The organism is Stenotrophomonas sp. YJH_SMC_16 (genome assembly GCF_059367875.1).
This window is the reverse complement of record NZ_JCAFRH010000004.1, coordinates 281,839-302,672: the sequence shown is the minus strand read 5'-3', so window position 1 is coordinate 302,672 and position 20,834 is coordinate 281,839. Positions and strand designations below refer to the sequence as shown.

The window sequence follows — 20,834 nt, the reverse complement described above, 5'->3', positions numbered from 1 at the left end:
CCCCTGCCTGCTGAACCCGTCCCGCCGCTGCCGCTGCGGAGGTGCCCGATGAGCGGCGTGGTCGGCGCCTGGCTGCCTGCCGCCGAGGACGAACAGCTGCTGCAGCAGCTGGCGCCGATGCTGCGCGCCCTGCAGCAGCGCGGCCGGGGCCGCATCGGCTACTGGACCGACGCCGAGGCCGGCCTCGCGCTGGGCCACTGCCGGGCACCCACCGATACGCCGTTGCAGCCGCTGAGCTCGGACTGCGGCCGTTACGTGCTGTGCCTGGACGGCCGGCTGTACAACCGTGGCGACCTGCAGGCGCAGCTGCGCGATCTGCCGCGCAGCTGCAGTGATGCCCGGCTGCTGCTGCAGGCGATCGTTGAATGGGGCGTGGAGCGCGCGCTGTCGCGTGTCGAAGGCGCCTTCGGTTTCAGCGTATGGGACCGTGAGTCGCGCGCGCTGTGGCTGGCACGTGACCCGGTCGGTGAGCGGCCGCTGTACTACGGCTGGTTCCAGGGCCAGTTCCTGTTCGCCTCGGAAATGAAGGCGCTGCAGGCCTTCGCCGGCTTCGCGCCGAGCATCGACCAGGATGCGCTGAGCCTGCTGCTGCGCCACGACTATGTGCCGGCGCCGCACACCATCTACCGGGGCATCCACAAGCTGGTGGCCGGCGCGGTGCTGCGCGTCGACCTCAGCGATCACGCGGCGGGTGGTTCCAGCCAGGCGGCGCAGGGTGGTTCGCGCTACTGGTGCGCGCGCGACGCGATGCAGAGCGCACTGCAGGAGCCGCTGCAGCCGACGCCGAGCCTGGAACAGGCCACCGACCAGCTGGAAGCCGTACTGCAAAAGGCCATTGCCGCACGCATGCATTCGCCATTGGCGTGTGGCGCGTTCCTGTCCGGCGGCACCGACTCGTCGCTGGTGACCGCGATGATGCAGGCCCAATCGACCTTGCCGATCGAGGCGTGGACGGTCGGTTTCGACGATCCCGGCCACGACGAAAGCGATTGGGCCTCGCAGGTCGCGCGCCATCTGGGCGTGCAGCATCATCTGCACCGGATGGATGCGCGGCAGGGCCTGGACCTGCTGCAGCGGCTGCCGCAGGTCTGGTGCGAGCCGTTCGCTGATGCCTCGCAGCTGCCGACCCTGCTGGCCAGTGAACTGCTGGGTGCGCGCAAGCCGGTGGCGCTGACCGGTGACGGCGGCGATGAGCTGTTCTTCGGTCACCCGAGCTATGGCCGCGCGCTGCGCAATGCACGCCTGTGCGGTGGCCTGCCGGACTGGGTGCGCGACCTGGCACGGCGCAGCGGCAACCGCATGAACGTGGAGCGTGGCCGCCTCGGCGGTTGGCGTGCGCTGGTGGCCGAGGTCGCTGCCAACGATGTGGAAGGGCATTACCTGCAGCGGGTCACCCGCTGGCGCCAGCCGGCGCAGGTGGTGCTGGGCGCGCGCGAACCGATCACGATCTTCCAGCAGCAGGACACTGCGCTGCCGGCCGAGGCGCGTATCCAGCTGCTGGATTTCCGCATGGACCTGGCCGAGGGCATTCTCGCCAAGGTCGATCGTGCCGGCATGGCAGCGGGCGTTGAAACGCGTGCGCCGCTGCTGGACATGGAGGTGGTGCGCTTGGCCTGGCGCCTGCCGCAGCATCTGAAGTACCACGACGGCGAGCACAAGCGGATTCTCAAGCACCTGCTGGCACGCTACCTGCCCGAGCCGCTGGTGTACCGCCCCAAGCGCGGTTTCGGTCCGCCGATGGCACGTTGGTTGGCAGGCCCGCTGCGCGATTGGGCGGAGGCGCTGCTGGATCCGCAGCTGCTGCGCAACCAGGGCTGCTTCGATGCGGCGCGCGTGCGCGGTATCTGGGAAGCGTTCCTGCGCGGCGAGCGCAAGTGGCACACGCACCTGTGGAACGTGCTGATGTTCCAGGCGTGGCACCAGCACTGGCACGGTGGTCGCGGGCGCTGAGGTTCCTTTGCGGTGTGTTCTGCGTGGCGTGTGGCGGATTCGTTCTGCGTGGCGCAGGGCGGAGACCCTTGCGTACGAATGTCCTCCGGCGCCGGCCGTTGGCCGTCACCTCCCCCTTTACTTCGTACGCAAGGGCCTCCGCCCTGCGTTCGGAGTTCGTCGGCGCCTCCTTGAAAGGCTGCCGCGCGCGCTGCGCTCTCCTCACCGCACGCCGAGCCTCGTCGGGGCGGGCAGGGGTTTGGGCAAAGTAAAGGAGGAGGTGACGGCCAACGGCCGGCGCCGGGGACATTTGCCCAGGCCCCTGCCTGTCCCGGCGGGGCCAATCAGTTCGCAGAAAAGTGAGACGAAGAAGTGCTCTGCAATCCGGACGCCAGGCAAAAAAAAGACCCGGCAGAGGGAGGGATCTGCCGGGTCCGGATTGCGTGGGGGGAGGGACCCACGCAATGAGCGTTGCGTCGCGTCAGTGGTTGTTCGCGTCCGCCGTTGATTCGTTGTAGCCCTGTGCCAGTTCGGACCAGGCCTTGCTGGCCTGCAGGCCGAGCCCGACCATGTCCTGCTGGGCCTGACCCAGCCGCTGCAGGTTGTCCTGCCACAGTTGCGCGCCCTTGGAGAGCGTACCGGCCGCGTCTTCACTGCGGGCCAGTTCGCCCAGCCAACCGCTGGTCGCGGTCAGGTTGCGCTCCATCACCTTCAGCTGCACGCCGAACATGCTTTCCGCGTTCTCCAACGCCAACCGGTTCGCGCGCGTTGCCGCGGCGGCGAGCTGGCGGGTGGCATCACTGAAGCGATCGCTGAAGGCGGCGGCCATGGGGCATCAGGAAGTGGCTTGATGCATTGCAGCATACGCCCTTGATGCCGCATTGCAACAAAAATAACAAAGGCGCCCAAGGCGCCTTTGAAAAACCTTTCAGATCAATGGGTTGATCAGATCTCGGGGCCGCGGTAGCGGCAGCCCGACGTGCAGGTTTCGTGCACGGTGATCTCGCTCAGCGCTGGCAGGCTGGGCTTGAGCTCGTTCCAGATCCACACCGCCAGGTTCTCGCTGGTCGGATTCTCCAGGCCGGGGATGTCATTGAGGTAGTGATGGTCCAGGCGGTCGTAGATCGGCTGGAAGGCCGCCTTCACGTCGCCGAAGTCCATGATCCAGCCGGTCTGCGCACCCGGCTCGCCCTCGACCTTCAGTTCCACCCGGAACGAGTGGCCGTGCAGGCGCGCGCACTTGTGCCCCGGCGGCACGTTGGGGAGGCGGTGCGCCGCCTCGAGCATGAAGACTTTGAAGATTTCCATGGCGCGATTGTACGCCGCAGGTGGCCGGCCATCCTGAGCGGATGTTGGCCTTTCGTGAAGTAACTCTTTCCATCCGGATGAAGAGATGATAGTTTCTCTTATATCCGTATGAAGAGATGTTATTGGCCGGACCCCGGCCAGGCATGGACTACTGCGGAACTTCGTCGTCCTTACCACCTCCCCACATCGTCATGCCCAAGCACACCCTGCTCGTGGCGGCCCTGGCCGTCGCTCTGGCCGCGCCTTTGCCTGCCGCCGCCGAAACCTCCGCCGACGCCAGTGGCGAAGCCAGCACCCTGGCCGCCGTGCGCGTCACCGGTTCCAACATCAAGCGTACCGATACCGAAGCCTCCAACCCGGTGCAGGTGATCGGCCGGCAGCAGCTGGAACAGACCGGCAAGGCCACCGTGGCCGATGTGCTGCGTTCGATCTCGGCCAACACCGGCAACGCCAGCAACGAAACCACCAACAACGGCTGGGCCTCCGGCTCGGCCGGCATCGGCCTGCGCGGCCTGTCGCAGAAGAACACGCTGGTGCTGCTCAACGGCCGCCGCCTGGCCAACTATGGCTTCCCGGCCGGCGGCCTGTCCGACACCTTCGTCGATCTCAACGCGCTGCCGCTGGTGGCCGTCGAGCGCATCGAAGTGCTCAAGGACGGCGCCTCGGCGGTGTACGGCTCCGATGCCGTGGCCGGCGTGGTCAACATCATCACCCGGCAGAACTTCGAAGGCGCCGAGATCGGCGGCAGCTTCGGCGGTGCCGACCAGGGCGGCCTGCACGAGCAGAACCTGAAGTTCGTCGGCGGCCTGGGTGATCTCGACACCGATGGCTACAACATCCTCTTCAGCCTGCAGGGGTACAACCGTGAGCGCCTGGACCAGGACGAACGCAACCTGACCAGGAGCGGCATCTACACCGACAAGCCGGGTGGCCGCTGGAACGGCTGGTCGGCCAAGGGTGCGCGCTACCTGGTCAACGGCGTGTCGGTACCGATGCTCGACGCCAACGGCAACTGCCCGGCCGGCACCACCCGCGTTGCCAGCGCGCCGATTGATGGCCTGTCCGGTGACACCTGCGGCTTCAACCAGGCGCCGTTCACCACGCTGATCCCCTCGACCAAGCGTTACCAGGCCTATGCCAACGGCACCTTCCGCCTGAACGACAACGTCGAAGCCTTCGGCGAAGTGCTGTACAGCCAGATCAAGAGCGCCGCGTGGTTCGGCAGTAGCCCGTTCTTCACCCTGGAGAGCGGCCGCTTCGCACTGAACGCCAACAGCGGCCTGGCCGAGCCGGTGTCGTCGCTGCTGCCGGCCAACAATCCGTACAACCCGTACGGCCGTGCGATCCCGATCGAGTACACGTTCTTCGACCTTGGCGGCACCATCAAGACCAACCGATCCACGGCCTATCGCGGCGTGTTCGGCCTGCGCGGCACCACCGCCAACTGGGACTGGGAAGTGGCTGCATTCGGTGCGCGCAGCAGCGAACGCGAGAGCGTGTCCGGCGGCTTCGCCAACCGCTGGGCGCTGGCCGATGCGCTGGCCACGGGCAGCTACAACCTGCTCAACCCGGCGGCGACGCCGCAGTCGGTGCGCGACTCGATCAACATCGCCACGCTGCGTCCGGCCGAATCCAAGCTGCAGGGCATCGATGCGAAGATTTCCGGCAGCCTGGGCCACACCTGGGCCGGCGAGATCGGCTTCGCTGCCGGTGCCGAGTGGCGCCGCGAGAAGCTTGATTCCAACAACCCATGGCAGATCGATGCCGGCCTGCAGGTGCGCCCGGCCATCGCCGAAGTGCACGGCAAGCGTCAGGTCAGTGCGGCCTATGCCGAAGTGAACGTGCCGCTGGCCTCGACGCTGGAGCTGTCCGCCGCCGCGCGTGCCGACCATTACGATGATTTCGGCGATGCCTTCTCGCCGAAGATTGGCCTGCGCTGGCAGCCGCTGGACTTCCTGCTGGTACGTGCATCGGCCTCGAAGGGCTTCCGTGCGCCGTCGCTGTCGGAGAACTCCAACAGCACCAGCATCGCCTACGGCAGCGTGGTCGACCCGCGTGATCCGGACGTGCCGGGCTCGCGGCAGAACCCGACCTTCTTCACCGTTGGCAACAACGCGCTGAAGCCCGAGCGCACCAGGAGCGTGAACTTCGGCGTGGTGCTGTCGCCGTGGGCCAACACCAACCTGAGCGTGGACTACTACCGCATCCAGCTGGACAACCTGGTCGGCACCAACAACACCCAGACCCTGGTCAACGACAACGTGGCCGGCGCGGTGCAGCGCGATGAGCGTGGCAAGCTGCAGGCGGTCTACAACCGCTACCAGAACCTGAGCGAGCTGAAGACCTCGGGCATCGACGTCGAGCTGCGCCAGCGCATCCCGACCGCAGCACTGGGTGACTTCACCGTGTCCTCGGCCTACACCCACGTGCGCGACTACCGCCGCCCGACCGTGGTCGGCGGCCCGCTGGTGGATTACGCCGGCAGCAACCTGGGCGCGACCCTGCCCAAGGACAAGGCCACCACCACGCTGGACTGGAAGTACGGTGATTTCAACGCCGCCGTGACCTGGTACTACACCAGCAGCTACCGCCAGGAAGCCAGCACCGCCGCCAAGGCCGTGCAGCAGCGCGTCGGCAGCTACAGCCAGTACGACCTGTACCTGGCCTACACCGGCATCGACAAGCTGACCGTGTACGCAAAAGTCCAGAACCTGGCCGACAAGACGCCGCCGTACGACGCCTCGTTCCCGGGCATCCGCGCGCCGTACGACTTCAGCCAGTACGACCTGCGTGGCCGCTACTTCACGCTGGGCTTCGATTACCGCTTCTGATCCATCCGCCGCGGCCGGTCACCTGAAGGGACCGGCCGCGCGACTGTCTGCCGTTGTGTTCCAGGGGAGTCACCGTGTCCTTGCATCGCCGTGCCGTTCTTCCGTTGCTGCTTGCCGCCGCCACCGCACTGTCCTCGCCGCAGCCGGTGCAGGCACAGAGCGCGTACTTCTTTCCGCAGGTCACCGACGCAGCGGCGTTCGATGCAGCGGTGCCCACGCCGGAGCAGTTCCTCGGCTACCCGATCGGCAGCCGTTACACCCGGCACGACCAGCTGGTGGCGTACTTCCAGGAACTGGCGAAGCGTTCCGACAAAATCAGCGTGCGCGAGATCGGTCGCAGCTATGAGGGCCGCCCGCTGCTGATCGCCACCGTCACTGCTGCAGGCAATCATGCGCGGCTGGAGCAGATCCGCCAGCAGCACGCGACCCTGGCCGATCCGGCGCAGCCGCGCAGCGCCGCCGGTGACAGCCCGGTGGTGGTGTGGCTGGGCTACAGCGTGCACGGCAATGAGACCTCCAGTGCCGAAGCGGCGATGCTGACCGCTTACTACCTGGTGGCCAACCGCAGCGCGGAAACCCAGCAGTGGCTGCAGCAGGCGGTGGTGCTGTTCGACCCGGCGCAGAACCCGGACGGCCGTGATCGTGCCGCCAACTGGCACAACGCCTGGGCCTCCGACCCGGCCTCGGCCGACCCGGCCGACAAGGAGCACGTCGAGCCGTTCCCGCAGGGCCGCACCAATCACTACTTCACCGATCTCAACCGCGACTGGCTGGCCCTGACCCAGCAGGACTCGCGGCCGAAGGTGGAGGTGTTCCACCAGTGGTACCCGAACGTGCAGATCGACTTCCACGAAATGGGCAAGGACAGCACCTACTACTTCGAGCCTTCGCCGAAGAGCATGCACAGCCCGCTGATTCCGGCGGCATCGTATGAATTCAACAAGACCCTGGCCAAGTACCACGCTCAGGCGCTGGATGCCTTGGGTTCGCTGTACTACACCGGCGAGAATTTCGACAATTTCTCGCCGGTGTACGGCTCCACCTACCCGGACTTCCATGGCGCTGTCGGCGTTACCGTCGAGCAGGCCAGCTCGCGCGGTCGCGTGCAGGAATCGGTGAATGGCCTGCTGACCTTCCCGTTCACCATCCGCAACCAGGTCGCCACCGGTCTGGGCACGGTGCGCGGCGCGGTGACCGAACGCAACGGCCTGTTCGACCTGCAGAAGCAGTTCTTCCAGAGCGCGTTGAAGCAGGCTGCGCAGCAGCCGGTGAAGAGCTTCGTGTTCGGCGACGCGCATGACCCGGCACTGACCCGTCGCCTGCTGGAGCTGTTGCTGTTGCATCGCATCGAGGTGCGCGCGCTGGATCGTGCAGTTACTGTCGATGGGCAGCGCTTCGATGCCGGCAGCGCCTACGTGGTGCCGGTGCAGCAGGCGCAGTTCCGCCTGGTGCATTCGATCTTTGCCGAAACGCCGCCGATCAAGGGGGATGTGTTCTACGGCAGCACCAGCTATGCGATCGCACCGGCCTACGGTGTGGCCTTCGCCGGCAGCCGCAGTCGTATCGAAGGTGGCGCCCGCGTGGCCGCGCTGCCGGAGGAGCAGGGCGCGGTCTTGGGTGGCCAGGCCGGCTTCGCCTATGTCATCGACTGGCGCGACTACAACGCCGGGCGTGCGCTGGCGGTGCTGCAGGCCAAAGGTTTGAGCACACGCGCAACGTTCCAGCCATTTACCGCTTCGACTGCACAGGGCGAGGCCGATTTCGCCGCTGGCAGCATCGTTGTTCCGGTGGCCGGGCAACCGCTGCAGGGCGCGGCGCTGCTGGATGCGGTGAGTGCTGCTGCACGCGATGCCGGCGTACGCGTACATGCGTTGTCCAGCGGCCGCAGCCGCGAAGGCATCGACCTCGGCAGTGATGGCGTCAAGGCGCTGCGCAAGCCAGCGGTGGCACTGGTGATGGGCGAGGGCGTGGCCGCCACCGAGATCGGCTCGGCCTGGTTCCTGCTCGACCAGCAGCTGCACCTGCCGGCCAGCAAGCTGGATCCGCAGCAGCTGGGCAAGGTGCCGCTGGACCGCTACACCACGATTGTGTTGTCCGGCGGTACCTATACGGGCGTCGATGCCACGGCAGTGGCTGCACTGAAGCGCTGGGTGCAGGCCGGTGGTTCGCTGGTGACCTACGGCAGTGCCTCGAAGTGGGCGATCGAACAGAAGCTGGCCGACGGCGAGAAGCTCGGCAAGGAAGAAGACGCTGCTGACGAAAGCCGCCGCGCGTTCGGCGACCAGCGCGACATCGCCGCGATCGAGCGGGTGAGCGGCAACATCCTCAGTGCCGATGTTGATACCAGCCATCCGCTGGCATTCGGCGTGCCGCGCCGGCAGCTGGCGATCAACAAGGAGAACACGGTGACGCTGCAGCCGAGCACGAATCCGTTCTCGACGGTGGTGCGCATTGATACGCCACCGCGGGTGAATGGTTACCTGTCCGAGCGCAACCGTACGCGGGTGGCGGGCAGTGCATGGTTGCTGGTGTCGGCGCAGGGGCAGGGTAACGTTGTGCTGTTTGCCGATGATCCGGCGCACCGCAAGTACTGGCACGGGACGGACCGGCTGCTGATCAACGCGATCTTCTTCGGGAATCTGGTGAATCCGAGTAAAGCGCGGGGTTGAGGCGTTTGGCGCCGAGTCGTTGTTGTGCTTGGGAGGCAGGGGGCCTCAGCCAGGACACGCCGTGAACCCATCCATGGGGGCTCGATGGCGCCATCCTTGGCGCCAACGGTCCTGGCTGAGGCCCCCTGCCTCCCATGACAGTTTCCTGCGGGCGCGGACGCATCAGACCCCAAGGCGGGAGCAAGGGCAAAAGCAAAGGCAAAGGCAAAGGCAAAGCTAGGAATTGCGGCTTCGGCTTTTGACTTTGAATTTGAATTTGAATTTGAATTTGATCTTTCTTCTCCCGGCTACCCGGCGGGAGAAGAAGGCGCGGGCAATGCTTGAAGCGGATGGGCGTGGGGCCAGCGCAAAACCGTGAGGCGCATGGATGCGCCGACCGAGCCCCCATGGATGGGTTTACGGCGTGTTTTGCGCTGGCCCCACGCCCATCCGCCCTCAGCGCAGCACACCGCCGGCTTCTACTCACGGTAGCCAGCAACAAAAAAGGACGGCGCGTCAGCGCCGTCCCTCGATAGCCCCCCGCGCAGCGGGAAGCACCCTCCATGTCAGCTGGGATCAGCCAGCGCGACCACCGCCGCCACCCTGGCCACGACCACGGCCACCACCATTGCCACCACCGCCACGGCGCTGGCCCTGGCCGGCACCGGCACGCTGCTGGCCATTGCCACCGCCCTCGCGACGGCCGCCTCCGGCCTTCTTCGGGCCGGCATGCGCATGGCGCGGCGCATCGCCGTGCGGACGGCGCGCGTGGCTCTTGCGCGGTGCGCGCTCGCCCGTATCGTGCTCGGCCTTGCCCGGTGCGCTGTTGCCCCAGCGGATCGGCGTCTGCAGCTCGAAGCCCGGCACGTCGCGGATGTCCATGTCGCGGCCCAGCAGGCGAGTGATCGCACGCAGCAGCTTCACTTCGTCCTGCGCCACCAGCGAGATCGCCTGGCCGGTGGCACCGTTACGGCCGGTACGGCCGATGCGGTGCACGTAGTCCTCGGCCACCATCGGCAGATCGAAGTTGATCACCTTCGGCAGCTCGTTGATGTCGATGCCGCGCGCGGCGATGTCGGTGGCCACCAGCACGGTCACGCGACCGGCCTTGAAGTCACCCAGTGCACGCAGGCGCTGGCCCTGGCTCTTGTTGCCGTGGATCGCCGCGGTCTTGATGCCGGACTTTTCCAGGAACGTGGCCAGCTTGTCGCTGCCGTGCTTGGTACGGGCGAAGACCAGGGTCTGCTCGCGGCTGTCCTGCGCCAGCAGGTGCAGCAGCAGGTCACGCTTGCGGCTGCCGTCGACCGGGTGCACGCGGTGGGTGATGGTCTCGGCCACGGTGTTCTTCGGCGTCACCTGGATCTGTTCCGGGTTGCGCATGAACTCCAGCGCCAGCTGGCGGATGTTGTCCTCGAAGGTGGCCGAGAACAGCAGGGTCTGGCGGTTCTGCTTCGGCAGCTTGGCCAGGATGCGCTTGATCGACGGCAGGAAGCCCATGTCGAGCATGCGGTCGGCTTCGTCCAGCACCAGCAGTTCAATGCCGGACAGGTCGATGCTGCGACGCTCCAGGTGGTCGATCAGGCGGCCCGGGCAGGCCACCAGCAGGTCCACGCCACGGCGCAGGATGTCCAGCTGGTTGCCCATGCCGACGCCGCCGTAGATGCAGGCGCTGGGGATGCGCAGGTACTTGCTGTAGCCGCGCAGGCTGTCGTGCACCTGGGTGGCCAGCTCGCGGGTCGGGGCCAGGATCAGCGCGCGCGGCTTGCGCGGGCCACTGCGCACTTCCTGCGAGGCGGTGCCCAGGTGCTGCAGCAGCGGCAGGCCGAAGGCGGCAGTCTTGCCGGTGCCGGTCTGTGCGCCGGCCAGCAGGTCGCGACCGGCCAGCGCCAGCGGGATCGCCTGCTGCTGGATCGGGGTCGGGTTTTCGTAGCCCTGCTCGGCAAGCGCACGCAGCAGGAAGGGCGCCAGGCCCAGCGATTCAAAAGACATTGAGATTGCTCCAAGTACAAGAAACGCCTGTCCAAACGGACAGACGGGGGCAGATCAAACTGATCGGCTGACTCGGAGCGTTCCCGTGAACCGCGCTGCGAGAATTGGGTGCAGCCGGCACGAAGCGCAGGCTGGAATGCGTGACGAACGGCGTCGGAGTGGGGGCGGGCGAAGAGGGCGGACCCTGGTCGCCGGCGATCCCGGAGGGAAACGGACGGCCGCTGCAGACCCCGCAAGTCTAAACGATGTTTGAGACTTCACGCAAAAAGGCCTGTTCAGGTAAGGGGCTCTCTGCAGGGCTGCGCCCTGCACCCGCAGACGCCCGAGCCAAGGCCAGAGCAACGTCAGAAGCCGGGTTCCTGCGGGTAGGCGGGGTGGGTCCGGTGGCAGGGGACGCTGCAAGTACGTCCATGTAAGCTCGGTCGCCGCATCCATGCGGCTCACGCCCCTGCAGCCGGACCCACCCCGCCTTCGACGGTTTTCCGCGATCTGTCGGATCTCATTCGATCAATTTCGATGTCTGAAGGATCTCGACGGTGAATGATGTGGATGTTCGATCCGTCATCGGGAAATTGTCGGGGGTGGGGCGGTGTGGGTGGGCAGGACCGTTGGCGCCATGGATGGCGCCATCGAGCCCCCAGGGACGGGTTTACGGCGTGTCCTGCCCACCCACACCGCCCCACCCAACTCACAGGAAACCAGAGCCGCTTTGGCATTTGACGTAGCCCTGGCTTGACGCAGGTGCAGGGCTGCAAGCCCTGCCGACCCCCCACTACGGTAGGGTGGACCGATGCCGCGCTGCAGCTTGGCGCCGCCGCAGATTTGATTACACTTGAAACTTGTTTGCCCACGACTCCGGACACCCACCCATGAAGCTTGGTTCTTTGAAGGAAGGCGGCCGCGACGGCACCCTGATCGTCGTCTCGCGCGACCTGCGCCACGGCGTGCGCGCCACCGGCATTGCCGCCACCCTGCAGCAGGCCCTGGAAGACTGGAGCCACATCGCGCCGCGCCTGAACGCCCTGTACGAATCGCTCAACGCCGGCGACGCCGATGGCGTGTTCGACCTTGACCCGCAGGCGCTGGCCGCGCCGATGCCGCGCGCCTATGAGTTCGTCGATGGCAGCGCGTACCTGCCGCACGTCGAACGCGTGCGCCGTGCCCGTGGCGCCGAGGTGCCGGAGAGCTTCTACACCGATCCGCTGATGTACCAGGCCACCAGTGCCGGCTTCCACGGCCCGCGCGATGCGGTCAAGGTGGTCAGCGAGGACTACGGCATCGACCTGGAAGCGGAGATCGTGGTGATCACCGACGACGTGCCGATGGCCGCCACCCCGGAGCAGGCGGCGGGCCATATCCAGCTGGTCGGCCTGGTCAACGATGTCTCGCTGCGCAACCTGATCCCGGGCGAGCTGGCCAAGGGCTTCGGCTTCCTGCAGTCCAAGCCGCGTTCGGCGCTGTCGCCGGTGTTCGTCACCCCGGATGAGCTGGGTGCGGCCTGGCAGGACAGCAAGGTGCACCTGCCGCTGCTGACCCACATCAACGGTAAGTGGTTCGGTGCGCCGGAAGCGGGCGTGGACATGCAGTTCAACTTCGCCGAGCTGGTCGCGCATGCGGCCAAGACCCGTCCGCTGGGCGCCGGCACCATCGTCGGCTCGGGCACCATCGCCAACGAAGACACCAGCAAGGGTGCATCGTGCTTCGCCGAGCAGCGCGTGGTGGAAACCCTGCGCGACGGCAAGCCGAGCACACCGTTCATGTCCTTCGGCGACGTGGTCCGCATCGAGATGCTTGATGCCGCGGGCAACAGCATCTTCGGCGCGATCGAGCAGCGCATCGAACAGGCGGCCAAGCCCTGAGCATGGAGGCGGCGATGGAGATCCTGGTTGACGACGGCCCGGTCGACGACGGCATCGTGCTGTACACCTACTGGCGATCCAGCGCCGCCTACCGCGTGCGCATCGGCCTGGAGCTGAAGGGCCTGGCCTGGGAGGCGCGGCCGGTGCACCTGGTGCGCGAGGGTGGCGAGCAGCACCTGGACGCCTATCGCACGCTCAATCCGCAGCAGCTGGTGCCGACGCTGCTGCATGACGGTCAAGTGCTGACCCAGTCACTGGCGATCGTGGAATATCTGGATGAGCGCTTCCCGCAGGTACCGCTGCTGCCGGCCGACGCCGCCGGCCGCGCGCGGGTGCGGGCGCTGGCCCAGCTGGTGGCCTGCGATATCCATCCGATCAACAACCTGCGGGTGATGCAGTACCTGGAGCGCGACCTGCAGCTGCCGGCCGACGCCCGCGCGCAGTGGACCCTGCACTGGATGGCCGAAGGCTTCCAGGCCATGGAAACGCTGCTGGCCAACAGCGGTGACACAGGCACGTTCTGCCACGGTGATCGTCCGGGCCTGGCCGACCTCTGCCTGCTGCCGCAGCTCTACAACGCACACCGCTTCGGCCTGGACCTGACGCCGTACCCGACCCTGCGCCGCATCGAAGCGGCCTGCCAGGCGCTGGACGCCTTCGACCGCGCCCGCCCGGAAAACCAGCCCGACGCCGCCTGAACCCAAAAAAGGGGCGGAGTGGATTACGTCGTAAATGCATATACGACTTAATCCCCTCCGTCCCCTTCTTGCAGAAGTTGCGCGAGATCATCGCGGAACAGCGCATAGGCCTGTTCGCGGCGGGCGCCATCGCCCTGCCGCAGCACCCACGCCGGATGCACGGTGGCGTAGCCGCGGGTGCCGTCCTCCAGCGTGTGCCAGCGTCCACGGTCGCGTGACAGATTGACATCACGGCCAAATACCGAGGCTGCCGCGGTTGCGCCGAGGCAGACGATGACCTGCGGCCGCACCCGCGCGATCTCGCCCATCAGCCATGGCCGGCAGGCCTGGATGTGGCGGCTTTCCGGACGCTTGTGCAGCCGGATCTTGCCGCGGCGCTCATGGTGGAAGTGCTTCACCGCATTGGTCAGGTACAGTGCCGCGCGATCGATTCCCAGTTCAGCCAGCGCACGGTCCAGCAACTGGCCGGCCGGGCCGGCGAATGGCTGGCCGCGCAGATCCTCGACGTCGCCCGGCTGCTCGCCGACCACCATGATCGGGGCATCGGCCGGGCCTTCACCGAACACCCCCTGCGTGGCCGCTTCCCACAGCGGGCACTGGCGGCAGGCCAGCGCCTGTTGGCGCAGTGTCTGCAATCCCTTGGCGTCGGCGGCGGGCATTGGCGCCAGCGCCCGCGCAGGTATCTTCCGTTGCGGTGCCTGCGCGGGCCGGTCATGCATTTCCTGCACGCGATCGCCCGCATCGCGCACCAGGCGCGGCAGCAGCTGCGCCTCGGGCAGGTGGCGCCAGTACTTGGCCGGCATCTCCTGCATCATCATCCGGGTATTGAGCCGCGCCGGATTGAAGATGCTGGCGTAATAGGTCTGCCACAGCGCCTCCCGTGCATCCTCTGCCGGGGCGTCCTCGCGCCGTGCGCCGGGGCCGAAGGCCAGCGCTTGTCCATCCCATGCCACGCTGCGTGACGGCGTCAGGATGGCCCAGTGCATGCCGGTGAAGCGGCGCGCGGAAAACGGCGCCACCCGATCGACGATGTGGTGCTGTGGCTCGAACCACGCGATGAACGCCTCGGGCTGGCCGGGCACCTCGCGGAAGCGCACGAACGCCTTCATCTTGTGGGTATCGCGGCGAACGGCCTGGGCGAGCGCGGTTGCGCGCAGCACGTCGGCATCGGCGGGATTCGACAGCACCGAGCGCTCGCCATGGGTGATGCGCCACAGCAGCCGGTACAACAGGGCCATGCGCTGCATATCGCGGTGGCACAGGCAGGTGGCCGCCAGTTCAAGGAAGTCGCGCGGTACGTTCGGCACGCCGGCATCGGCCAGCACGGGCGCGGAGCTGACCGCTGGCGCATCCAGCAGTGATGCGTCGCTGCCCTCCAGCCAGTCCAGCTGTTCCGGTGCGATGCCGCGCAACAGGGCATCGCGCGCACCGTTGCGCCAGGCCTCCAGCGACCACGGCGGCTCCACCCGCAGCGACCAGCGCTGTGCGTCAGGCTGGCGGTGGGGCATCGAACAGCGATCCCTGACGGGGCGGTGGGGCCAATTGGGCGCGCAGCGCCGCCGGATCGTCCAGCGCCCTGCGCGGGTGGTGGTCGGCCAGCAGCACGAATGGCAGCAGTTTGCTCATCGGCGCCTTCAGGCGTGCCACATCGGCAACCCGCAGGCGACCGTGGCGGCGCGCCATCAGCACCCGCTTCACATTGCGCACGCCCAGCCCGGGTACGCGCAGCAGCATTTCCTTCGGCGCTCGGTTGAGATCCACGGGGAAGCGTTCGGGGTGGCGGATCGCCCAGGCCATCTTCGGGTCGATGTCCAGATCGAGCATGCCGGCCTGGGTGGTATCGGTGATTTCATCCACGCCATAGCCGTAGAAGCGCAGCAGCCAGTCGGCCTGGTAGAGGCGGTGCTCGCGCTGCAGGGGCGGCGGCTGCAGCGGCAGCTGGCGGCTGGCATCCGGAATCGGGCTGAAGGCGGAGTAGTACACCCGGCGCATCCGGTAGTTGCCGTACAACGCATCGGCGCTGGCGAGGATCTGCCGGTCGTTGGCGCCGTCGGCGCCGACGATCATCTGCGTGCTCTGCCCGGCCGGTGCGAAACGGGGAGGGCGTGGGCGTGCGCTGCGGGTGGACACCGGCGCGACCACCGCTGGCGCCTTGCGCGCTTCCTTGGCTTCCTCGATGCGCCAGCGCAGCTCGCCCATCGCACCGCGGATGGACTGTACGGTCTTCTCCGGTGCCAGCGCGCTCAGCCCGGCTTCGGTGGGCAGCTCCACGTTGATCGACAGCCGGTCGGCGTAACGCCCGGCGCTGGCCAGCAGTTCCGGCGACGCTTCGGGAATGGTCTTGAGGTGGATGTAACCGGCGTAGCGGTGTTCCTCGCGCAGTTGCCGCGCTACTTCCACCATCTGCTCCATGGTGTAGTCCGCATTGCGGATGATGCCGCTGGAAAGGAACAGGCCCTCGATGTAGTTGCGCTTGTAGAAGTCCAGCGTTAGCGCGACCACCTCGTCCACGCTGAAGCGCGCGCGGGGCACATTGCTGGACACGCGGTTCACGCAGTACGCGCAGTCGTAGACGCAGAAGTTGGTCAGCAGGATCTTCAGCAACGAAACGCAACGGCCATCCGGCGTATAGCTGTGGCAGATGCCCATGCCTTCGGTGCTGCCGATGCCGCCGCTGGCGCGTGAGTCGCGCTTGCCCGAGCCGCTGGAGGCGCAGGAGGCATCGTATTTGGCGGCGTCAGCCAGGATGGCAAGCTTGCGGATGGTTTCCATTGCGGAAACCTACGGATCGGCGGTCTCATTGGATGAGACCGCCCCTGAACCCTTCAGGTCAGAACCCGTGGGTGATGCTCGGCGCGCCGGCCGAGAAATCCGCGTACGGGTCGTGTTCGCCGCTGCTGCCTTCGGACAGGCGGAACTTCAGCGCCAGGCCATCGCGCGAGTCGGCCGCGCGCAGGGCTTCCTCCTGCTCGATGGTGCCAGCCTTGGCCAACCGGAACAGGCACTGGTCGAAACTCTCCATGCCTTCCTCCAGCGAGCCTTCCATTGCCGCCTTGATCTCGTGCACCTGGCCGCGGCGCAGCAGGTCGCGGATCATCGGCGTGTTGATCAGCACCTCGGTGGCCGGCAGGCGACGGCCTTCCTTGTTCTTCACCAGGCGCTGGCTGATCACTGCACGCAGGTTCAGCGCCAAGTTCATCAGCACGTTCTTGTGCGCGCTTTCCGGGAAGAAGTTGAGGATGCGCTCGATGGTCTGGTCGGCGTTGTTGGAGTGCAGGGTGGCCAGGCACAGGTGGCCGGTCTCGGCGAAGGCGATGGCGGCCTCCATCGTTTCCGCGTCCAGGATCTCGCCGATCAGGATCACGTCCGGCGCTTCACGCATCGCGTTCTTCAGCGCGTTGTGGAAGGCATGGGTGTCCAGCCCGACCTCGCGCTGGTTGACGATCGACATCTTGTGCTTGTGCAGGTACTCGATCGGGTCCTCGATGGTGAGGATGTGACCGGTGGTGGTGCTGTTGCGGTGGTCGATCATCGACGCCAGCGAGGTGGACTTGCCGGAGCCGGTGGACCCCACCACCAGCACCAGCCCGCGCGGGGTCATGATGACGTCCTTCAGGACCTGCGGCAGGTTCAGCTCCTCGATGCTCGGGATGCGGCTGCGGATGGCGCGGATGACCATGCCGACCTCGCCCCGCTGCTTGAACACGTTGACGCGGAAGCGCCCGGCATCGGGCAGGGCGATGGCCATGTTGAGCTCCAGCTCGCGCTCGAACTGCGGCACCTGGCCTTCGTCCATCAGCGAGTAGGCGATCTTCTTGACCATGCCCGGCGGCAGGCCGGTGTTGCCCAGCGGATAAAGCTTCCCCTCGATCTTGATGTAGACCGGTGCTCCGGTGGTCAGGAACATGTCCGAAGCGTTCTTTTCGGTCATCAGCTTCAGGAAGTAGCCGATATCCATTGCGAATTTTCCCCAACGAAACGGCCGACGCCCGTTGCCAGCACGGTGTCGGCTTGACGACAATGGCCGTGAACCGACAACCGGTACGGCCTCCCCAATGAAACGACTTAGCTTCGCACGAATGCGCCATGGCCTGTATGTGATGGCGTTTGCATTCGCACTGTCTGCCCCCGCCTGGGCGCAGGACGGCGCACTGGAACTGGCCCAGGCCCGGCAGGCGGTCGACAAGGCCACCCAGGCCGACGCCGACCAGTACGCCCCGGACCTGATCGGGCTGGCCCGGCAGGGGCTGGAGCAGGCCCAGCGTGCTGCCGGCGACCGCCGCGAGCGCAAGAACGCCCCGGCGATCGCCCTGCGCGCCGCCGCCGATGCCGACCTGGCCCGCGTCCGCAGCGAGGAAGCCACCGTGACTGCCCAGCTGCAGCTGCGCCGCAACGAGGTCAACCAGCTGCAACGCCAGCTGTCGACCGGGGAGGACCGCCGGTGAAGCCGATGACTGCCGCAACCCTGGCCGCGCTGCTGGCGCTGCCGCCCCTGGCCGTGGCCGCCGACAACCCGATGGTGGCGCAGCTGAGCCAGCGCCTGATGGCCATCCAGGCCAATCCCGACACCGCTGAGCTGGGCGCCTTCGAGCGCATGCAGGCCCAGCAGGCCATCGCCACCTTGGACAAGGCCAAGCGCCGCGACCAGGAGCTGGCCACCTACCTGGCCGAGCGCCGGGTGGAGATTGCCGAGACCGCCGTGCGTACCGCACTGGCCGCGCGTGAGGTCGATCGCCTTGATCGCACCCGCAGTGACCTGCTGATCGAGGCCAGCCGCCGCGATGCCGCCCGTGCCCGCCAGGAGGCCGAGCAGCTGCGCATGCAGGCACAGATGCAGGCCGAGGAGGCCGAGCGCCTGCGCCAGGCCGCCGAGGCCGAAACCCTGGCCCGCCAGGACGCCGAGAACGCCTTGACCAGCGTGGCTGGCAAGCAGCAGCAGCGCCTCAGCGCCGCCCAGCAGAACGCCGCCAAGCTGGCCCGCGAGGAAGCCGAGCTGGTGTCCGGTCAGAAACTGCCGGCCTCGAAGTTCGATGGTCGCGGCGAGGTCTTCACCTTCCGTGGTGACGCGTTCACCGCCGGCGCCTCCAGCCTGTCCGGCGGGGCCCGCAACCAGGCCAAGGCGTTGGCCGAATACCTGAACATCGGCAAGAAGGGCCGCCTGCGCATCGAGGCCTACGACAACGCGAACGGCGTAGGCCAGAAGCGTGCCGAAGCGCTGCGCGATGCCCTGGTCGCGGCCGGTGTCGCCAGCAACCGGATCCAGCTCGCCGGCAAGAAGGCGGCCTCCACCCAGGCGCGCTCGGCCGAGGTCATTATTGCCCCGTAATTGATTGATATTGTTTGTTTTTCGTTGTGATGAGCATTCAGCCTGAACCCCGCCCCGGCGGGGTTCGGTCTTTTTGCCGCAGGGGTCTTGTACCCCGCCTTGAGCAGGCGTAGGGTCAATCGTCCGGGACGCAATGCCGCGGACCGGACGATGGGAGGGCCGGGCCGATGCAAACAGGGCGCGAACCGCAGCGAATCGACGTGCGCAGGCCAGTGCCGCAGGTCGTTGCAGGCGTCCAGGTGGCCATCGACCGGCGCTCCTCCATGAACAACGCCCCGTGCCTTGCGGCCGGGGCGTTCGTGTATCTGTCGAAGGAGGTCCATCATGTTTGAAGATCAGCCCCAGAGCGAGATCGACGCCCGCCGCGCGCGTGATCCGGAGTTCAGGGCACTCCATGACCAGCACCGCAAGTTGAACAAGAAGTGCATGGACGCGGAGTTGGGTGTACTCCCGATCGATGATGTCACCCTGGGTCGCATGAAGCGCGAGAAGCTGCTGGCCAAGCAACGACTTCTGCGAATGTACGAAACACCGCTCCCAACGACGTCCCCCACGCTTTGACGCACCCCGTCACGCCCGGAACGGCGTGACCCGGCCATCGATGGCCCCGCCGGGCGCTTCTGCCCCGGCATCGCGGCACCGCCGATGAGGCGGCCGCGCCAAGGCACCACAAGCGGTGGTGCCTTGGCCTGCAGGCACAACTCACCGGTGCGGGCGGTACCGGTCTCCTCGTCGATCCGGGGCCGTCCGCATCTCTTTTTTACGGCGGGCACGCCGCTGCCGCAGCGACCTGACTTTCATCGCCATCCGTCGGATAATCATCGGTCCGGCCCTGCGTGGCGCGAACCGAAAGTCCTCCGAATGCCCATCCATTCTTCCGTCCTCGAACTCATCGGCCAGACCCCGATCGTCAAGGCCCAGCGCCTGGACACCGGCGTCTGCGAGCTCTACCTGAAGCTGGAGAGCGCCAACCCGGGCGGATCGATCAAGGATCGCATCGGCCTGTCGATGATCGAAGCGGCGGAGAAGCGCGGCGACCTGAAGCCTGGCGCGACCCTGGTCGAGGGCACCGCTGGCAACACCGGCCTGGGCCTGGCCCTGGTGGCCCAGCAGAAGGGCTATAAGCTCATTCTGGTCGTTCCCGACAAGATGAGCCGGGAAAAGATCTTCAACCTGAAGGCGATGGGCGCTGAAGTGCGTCTGACCCGCTCGGACGTGGCCAAGGGCCACCCCGAGTACTACCAGGATCTGGCCAAGACCATCGCCGAGCAGACCCCGGGCGCGTACTTCATCAACCAGTTCGGCAACCCGGACAACCCGGCCGCGCATGAATTCGGTACCGGCCCGGAGATCCTGGAGCAGATGGGCGGCGACCTCGATGCCATCGTGTTCGGCTGTGGCAGCTCCGGCACCATGACCGGCCTGTCGCGCGCCTTCGCCAAGCTGTCGCCGAAGACCGAGCTGGTGCTGGCCGATCCGGTCGGCTCGATCCTGGCCGAGTACATCAACGACGGCAATCTGAACGACAAGTCGGGCAGCTGGCTGGTGGAGGGCATCGGCGAGGACTTCCTGCCGTCGATCTCCGACTTCAGCCGCGTCAAGAAGGCCTATGCCATCAGCGACGCCGAGAGCTTCCACACCGCGCGCGAGCTGCTGGGCAAGGAAGGCATCCTGGGCGGTTCGTCCACCGGCACCCTGCTGGCGGCGGCCCTGAAGTACTGCAAGGAACAGACCACGCCGAAGAAGGTGCTGGTGCTGGTGTGCGACACCGGCAACAAGTACCTGTCGAAGATGTACAACGACTACTGGATGCTGGACAACGGCTTCCTGGAACGCCCGCAGCACGGCGACCTGCGCGACCTGATCCTGCGCCCGTACGGCCAGCGCGACACTGTCGTGATCGGCCCGAACGACCTGCTGACCACCGCGTACCAGCGCATGAAGCTGTATGACGTGTCGCAGCTGCCGGTGATGGACGGCGACCAGCTGGTCGGCATCGTCGACGAAAGCGACGTGCTGCTGCATGTGTATGGCGATGAGGCACGTTTCCGCGACACCGTCGCCACCGCCATGGTCAGCAAGCTGGACCGGCTGGACGTGAAGTCGCCGATCGAGGCCCTGCTGCCGGTGTTCGACCGCGGGCAGGTGGCGATCGTGATGGACGGTGATGCCTTCCTGGGCCTGATCACCCGTATCGACCTGCTGAACTATCTGCGCCGTCGCGTGCAGTAAGCCGCTGATCGCTG

15 protein-coding genes are annotated in these 20,834 nt (G+C 66.9%); 9 read left to right on the top strand and 6 right to left on the bottom strand.

Going from position 1 to position 20,834, the window contains the following annotated elements:
- The first annotated feature begins 48 nt into the window (after nt 1-48).
- Nucleotides 49-1,950 (top strand): asparagine synthase (glutamine-hydrolyzing), encoded by a 1,902-nt coding sequence (gene asnB / locus AC5P6E_RS11165; protein WP_495230960.1) that lies wholly within the window; start codon nt 49-51, stop codon nt 1,948-1,950.
- Nucleotides 1,951-2,410: 460 nt separating this feature from the next.
- Here the strand turns inward: asnB and AC5P6E_RS11160 are convergent, their stop codons facing one another.
- Together AC5P6E_RS11160 and queD are read right to left on the bottom strand one after the other, a co-directional pair.
- Nucleotides 2,411-2,758: a phasin family protein gene (locus tag AC5P6E_RS11160; protein ID WP_019338007.1), complete on the bottom strand. Its 348-nt coding sequence runs from the start codon at nt 2,756-2,758 to the stop codon at nt 2,411-2,413.
- A 116-nt stretch (nt 2,759-2,874) separates the two neighbouring features.
- The gene (queD, locus tag AC5P6E_RS11155) at nt 2,875-3,237 is read right to left on the bottom strand and encodes a 6-carboxytetrahydropterin synthase QueD (protein ID WP_010484089.1); all 363 of its coding nucleotides are present in this window, start codon (nt 3,235-3,237) and stop codon (nt 2,875-2,877) included.
- Nucleotides 3,238-3,428: 191 nt separating this feature from the next.
- Between queD and AC5P6E_RS11150 the strand changes: the two genes are divergently transcribed.
- Both AC5P6E_RS11150 and AC5P6E_RS11145 read left to right on the top strand, forming a co-directional pair.
- Nucleotides 3,429-6,068 (top strand): TonB-dependent receptor, encoded by a 2,640-nt coding sequence (locus AC5P6E_RS11150; protein WP_099560182.1) that lies wholly within the window; start codon nt 3,429-3,431, stop codon nt 6,066-6,068.
- Nucleotides 6,069-6,142: 74 nt separating this feature from the next.
- Nucleotides 6,143-8,737 (top strand): M14 family zinc carboxypeptidase, encoded by a 2,595-nt coding sequence (locus tag AC5P6E_RS11145; RefSeq protein WP_043398820.1) that lies wholly within the window; start codon nt 6,143-6,145, stop codon nt 8,735-8,737.
- Nucleotides 8,738-9,292: 555 nt separating this feature from the next.
- On the opposite strand, the gene AC5P6E_RS11140 is transcribed toward AC5P6E_RS11145, so the two are convergent.
- Nucleotides 9,293-10,705, bottom strand: coding sequence for a DEAD/DEAH box helicase (locus AC5P6E_RS11140; protein WP_049410488.1), 1,413 nt, complete (start codon nt 10,703-10,705; stop codon nt 9,293-9,295).
- Between the two features lie 869 nt (nt 10,706-11,574).
- Here AC5P6E_RS11140 and AC5P6E_RS11135 point away from each other — a divergent pair.
- Both AC5P6E_RS11135 and maiA read left to right on the top strand, forming a co-directional pair.
- Nucleotides 11,575-12,564: a fumarylacetoacetate hydrolase family protein gene (locus tag AC5P6E_RS11135; protein ID WP_043398812.1), complete on the top strand. Its 990-nt coding sequence runs from the start codon at nt 11,575-11,577 to the stop codon at nt 12,562-12,564.
- 14 nt (nt 12,565-12,578) lie between these two features.
- Complete coding sequence (maiA, locus tag AC5P6E_RS11130) at nt 12,579-13,262, top strand: maleylacetoacetate isomerase (RefSeq protein WP_010480627.1); 684 nt, start codon at nt 12,579-12,581, stop codon at nt 13,260-13,262.
- A gap of 47 nt (nt 13,263-13,309) precedes the next feature.
- Here maiA and AC5P6E_RS11125 read toward each other — a convergent pair whose 3' ends face one another.
- The 3 genes from AC5P6E_RS11125 to AC5P6E_RS11115 are packed head-to-tail and all read right to left on the bottom strand — an operon-like array spanning nt 13,310 to nt 17,220.
- Nucleotides 13,310-14,770, bottom strand: a complete 1,461-nt coding sequence (locus AC5P6E_RS11125) for a UdgX family uracil-DNA binding protein (protein WP_495230959.1) — start codon at nt 14,768-14,770, stop codon at nt 13,310-13,312.
- Nucleotides 14,751-16,034 (bottom strand): putative DNA modification/repair radical SAM protein, encoded by a 1,284-nt coding sequence (locus AC5P6E_RS11120; protein WP_279914830.1) that lies wholly within the window; start codon nt 16,032-16,034, stop codon nt 14,751-14,753. The genes AC5P6E_RS11125 and AC5P6E_RS11120 overlap by 20 nt, the downstream gene beginning before the upstream one ends.
- A 58-nt stretch (nt 16,035-16,092) precedes the next feature.
- Entirely contained in the window at nt 16,093-17,220 is a 1,128-nt protein-coding gene (locus AC5P6E_RS11115) for a PilT/PilU family type 4a pilus ATPase (protein ID WP_043398800.1), read from the bottom strand.
- 121 nt (nt 17,221-17,341) lie between these two features.
- Here AC5P6E_RS11115 and AC5P6E_RS11110 point away from each other — a divergent pair, with 121 nt between their 5' ends.
- The 4 genes from AC5P6E_RS11110 (at nt 17,342) to AC5P6E_RS11095 (ending at nt 20,820) form a co-directional block, all read left to right on the top strand.
- Entirely contained in the window at nt 17,342-17,707 is a 366-nt protein-coding gene (locus tag AC5P6E_RS11110; RefSeq protein WP_010480631.1) for a DUF4398 domain-containing protein, read from the top strand.
- A complete protein-coding gene (locus AC5P6E_RS11105; RefSeq protein ID WP_100050049.1) occupies nt 17,704-18,588 on the top strand; it encodes an OmpA family protein in 885 nt (294 codons plus the stop codon). Before AC5P6E_RS11110 ends, AC5P6E_RS11105 begins: the two co-directional genes overlap by 4 nt.
- Nucleotides 18,589-18,912: 324 nt before the next feature.
- Nucleotides 18,913-19,149, top strand: coding sequence for an HP1242/YdcH family protein (locus AC5P6E_RS11100; RefSeq protein ID WP_005407964.1), 237 nt, complete (start codon nt 18,913-18,915; stop codon nt 19,147-19,149).
- Between the two features lie 300 nt (nt 19,150-19,449).
- On the top strand, nt 19,450-20,820 hold the full coding sequence (locus tag AC5P6E_RS11095) for a pyridoxal-phosphate dependent enzyme (protein ID WP_054170948.1): 1,371 nt from the start codon (nt 19,450-19,452) through the stop codon (nt 20,818-20,820).
- The last annotated feature ends 14 nt before the right edge of the window (nt 20,821-20,834 follow it).

Excerpts from the sequence above, each read along its gene's own strand:
- AC5P6E_RS11160 (WP_019338007.1), bottom strand. The coding sequence starts at position 2,758 with ATGGCCGCCGCCTTCAGCGATCGCTTCAGTGATGCCACCCGCCAGCTC.
- asnB (WP_495230960.1), top strand. The coding sequence starts at position 49 with ATGAGCGGCGTGGTCGGCGCCTGGCTGCCTGCCGCCGAGGACGAACAG.
- queD (WP_010484089.1), bottom strand. The coding sequence starts at position 3,237 with ATGGAAATCTTCAAAGTCTTCATGCTCGAGGCGGCGCACCGCCTCCCC.
- AC5P6E_RS11095 (WP_054170948.1), top strand. The coding sequence starts at position 19,450 with ATGCCCATCCATTCTTCCGTCCTCGAACTCATCGGCCAGACCCCGATC.
- AC5P6E_RS11115 (WP_043398800.1), bottom strand. The coding sequence starts at position 17,220 with ATGGATATCGGCTACTTCCTGAAGCTGATGACCGAAAAGAACGCTTCG.
- maiA (WP_010480627.1), top strand. The coding sequence starts at position 12,579 with ATGGAGATCCTGGTTGACGACGGCCCGGTCGACGACGGCATCGTGCTG.
- AC5P6E_RS11100 (WP_005407964.1), top strand. The coding sequence starts at position 18,913 with ATGTTTGAAGATCAGCCCCAGAGCGAGATCGACGCCCGCCGCGCGCGT.
- AC5P6E_RS11110 (WP_010480631.1), top strand. The coding sequence starts at position 17,342 with ATGCGCCATGGCCTGTATGTGATGGCGTTTGCATTCGCACTGTCTGCC.
- AC5P6E_RS11150 (WP_099560182.1), top strand. The coding sequence starts at position 3,429 with ATGCCCAAGCACACCCTGCTCGTGGCGGCCCTGGCCGTCGCTCTGGCC.
- AC5P6E_RS11125 (WP_495230959.1), bottom strand. The coding sequence starts at position 14,770 with ATGCCCCACCGCCAGCCTGACGCACAGCGCTGGTCGCTGCGGGTGGAG.
- AC5P6E_RS11120 (WP_279914830.1), bottom strand. The coding sequence starts at position 16,034 with ATGGAAACCATCCGCAAGCTTGCCATCCTGGCTGACGCCGCCAAATAC.
- AC5P6E_RS11135 (WP_043398812.1), top strand. The coding sequence starts at position 11,575 with ATGAAGCTTGGTTCTTTGAAGGAAGGCGGCCGCGACGGCACCCTGATC.
- AC5P6E_RS11140 (WP_049410488.1), bottom strand. The coding sequence starts at position 10,705 with ATGTCTTTTGAATCGCTGGGCCTGGCGCCCTTCCTGCTGCGTGCGCTT.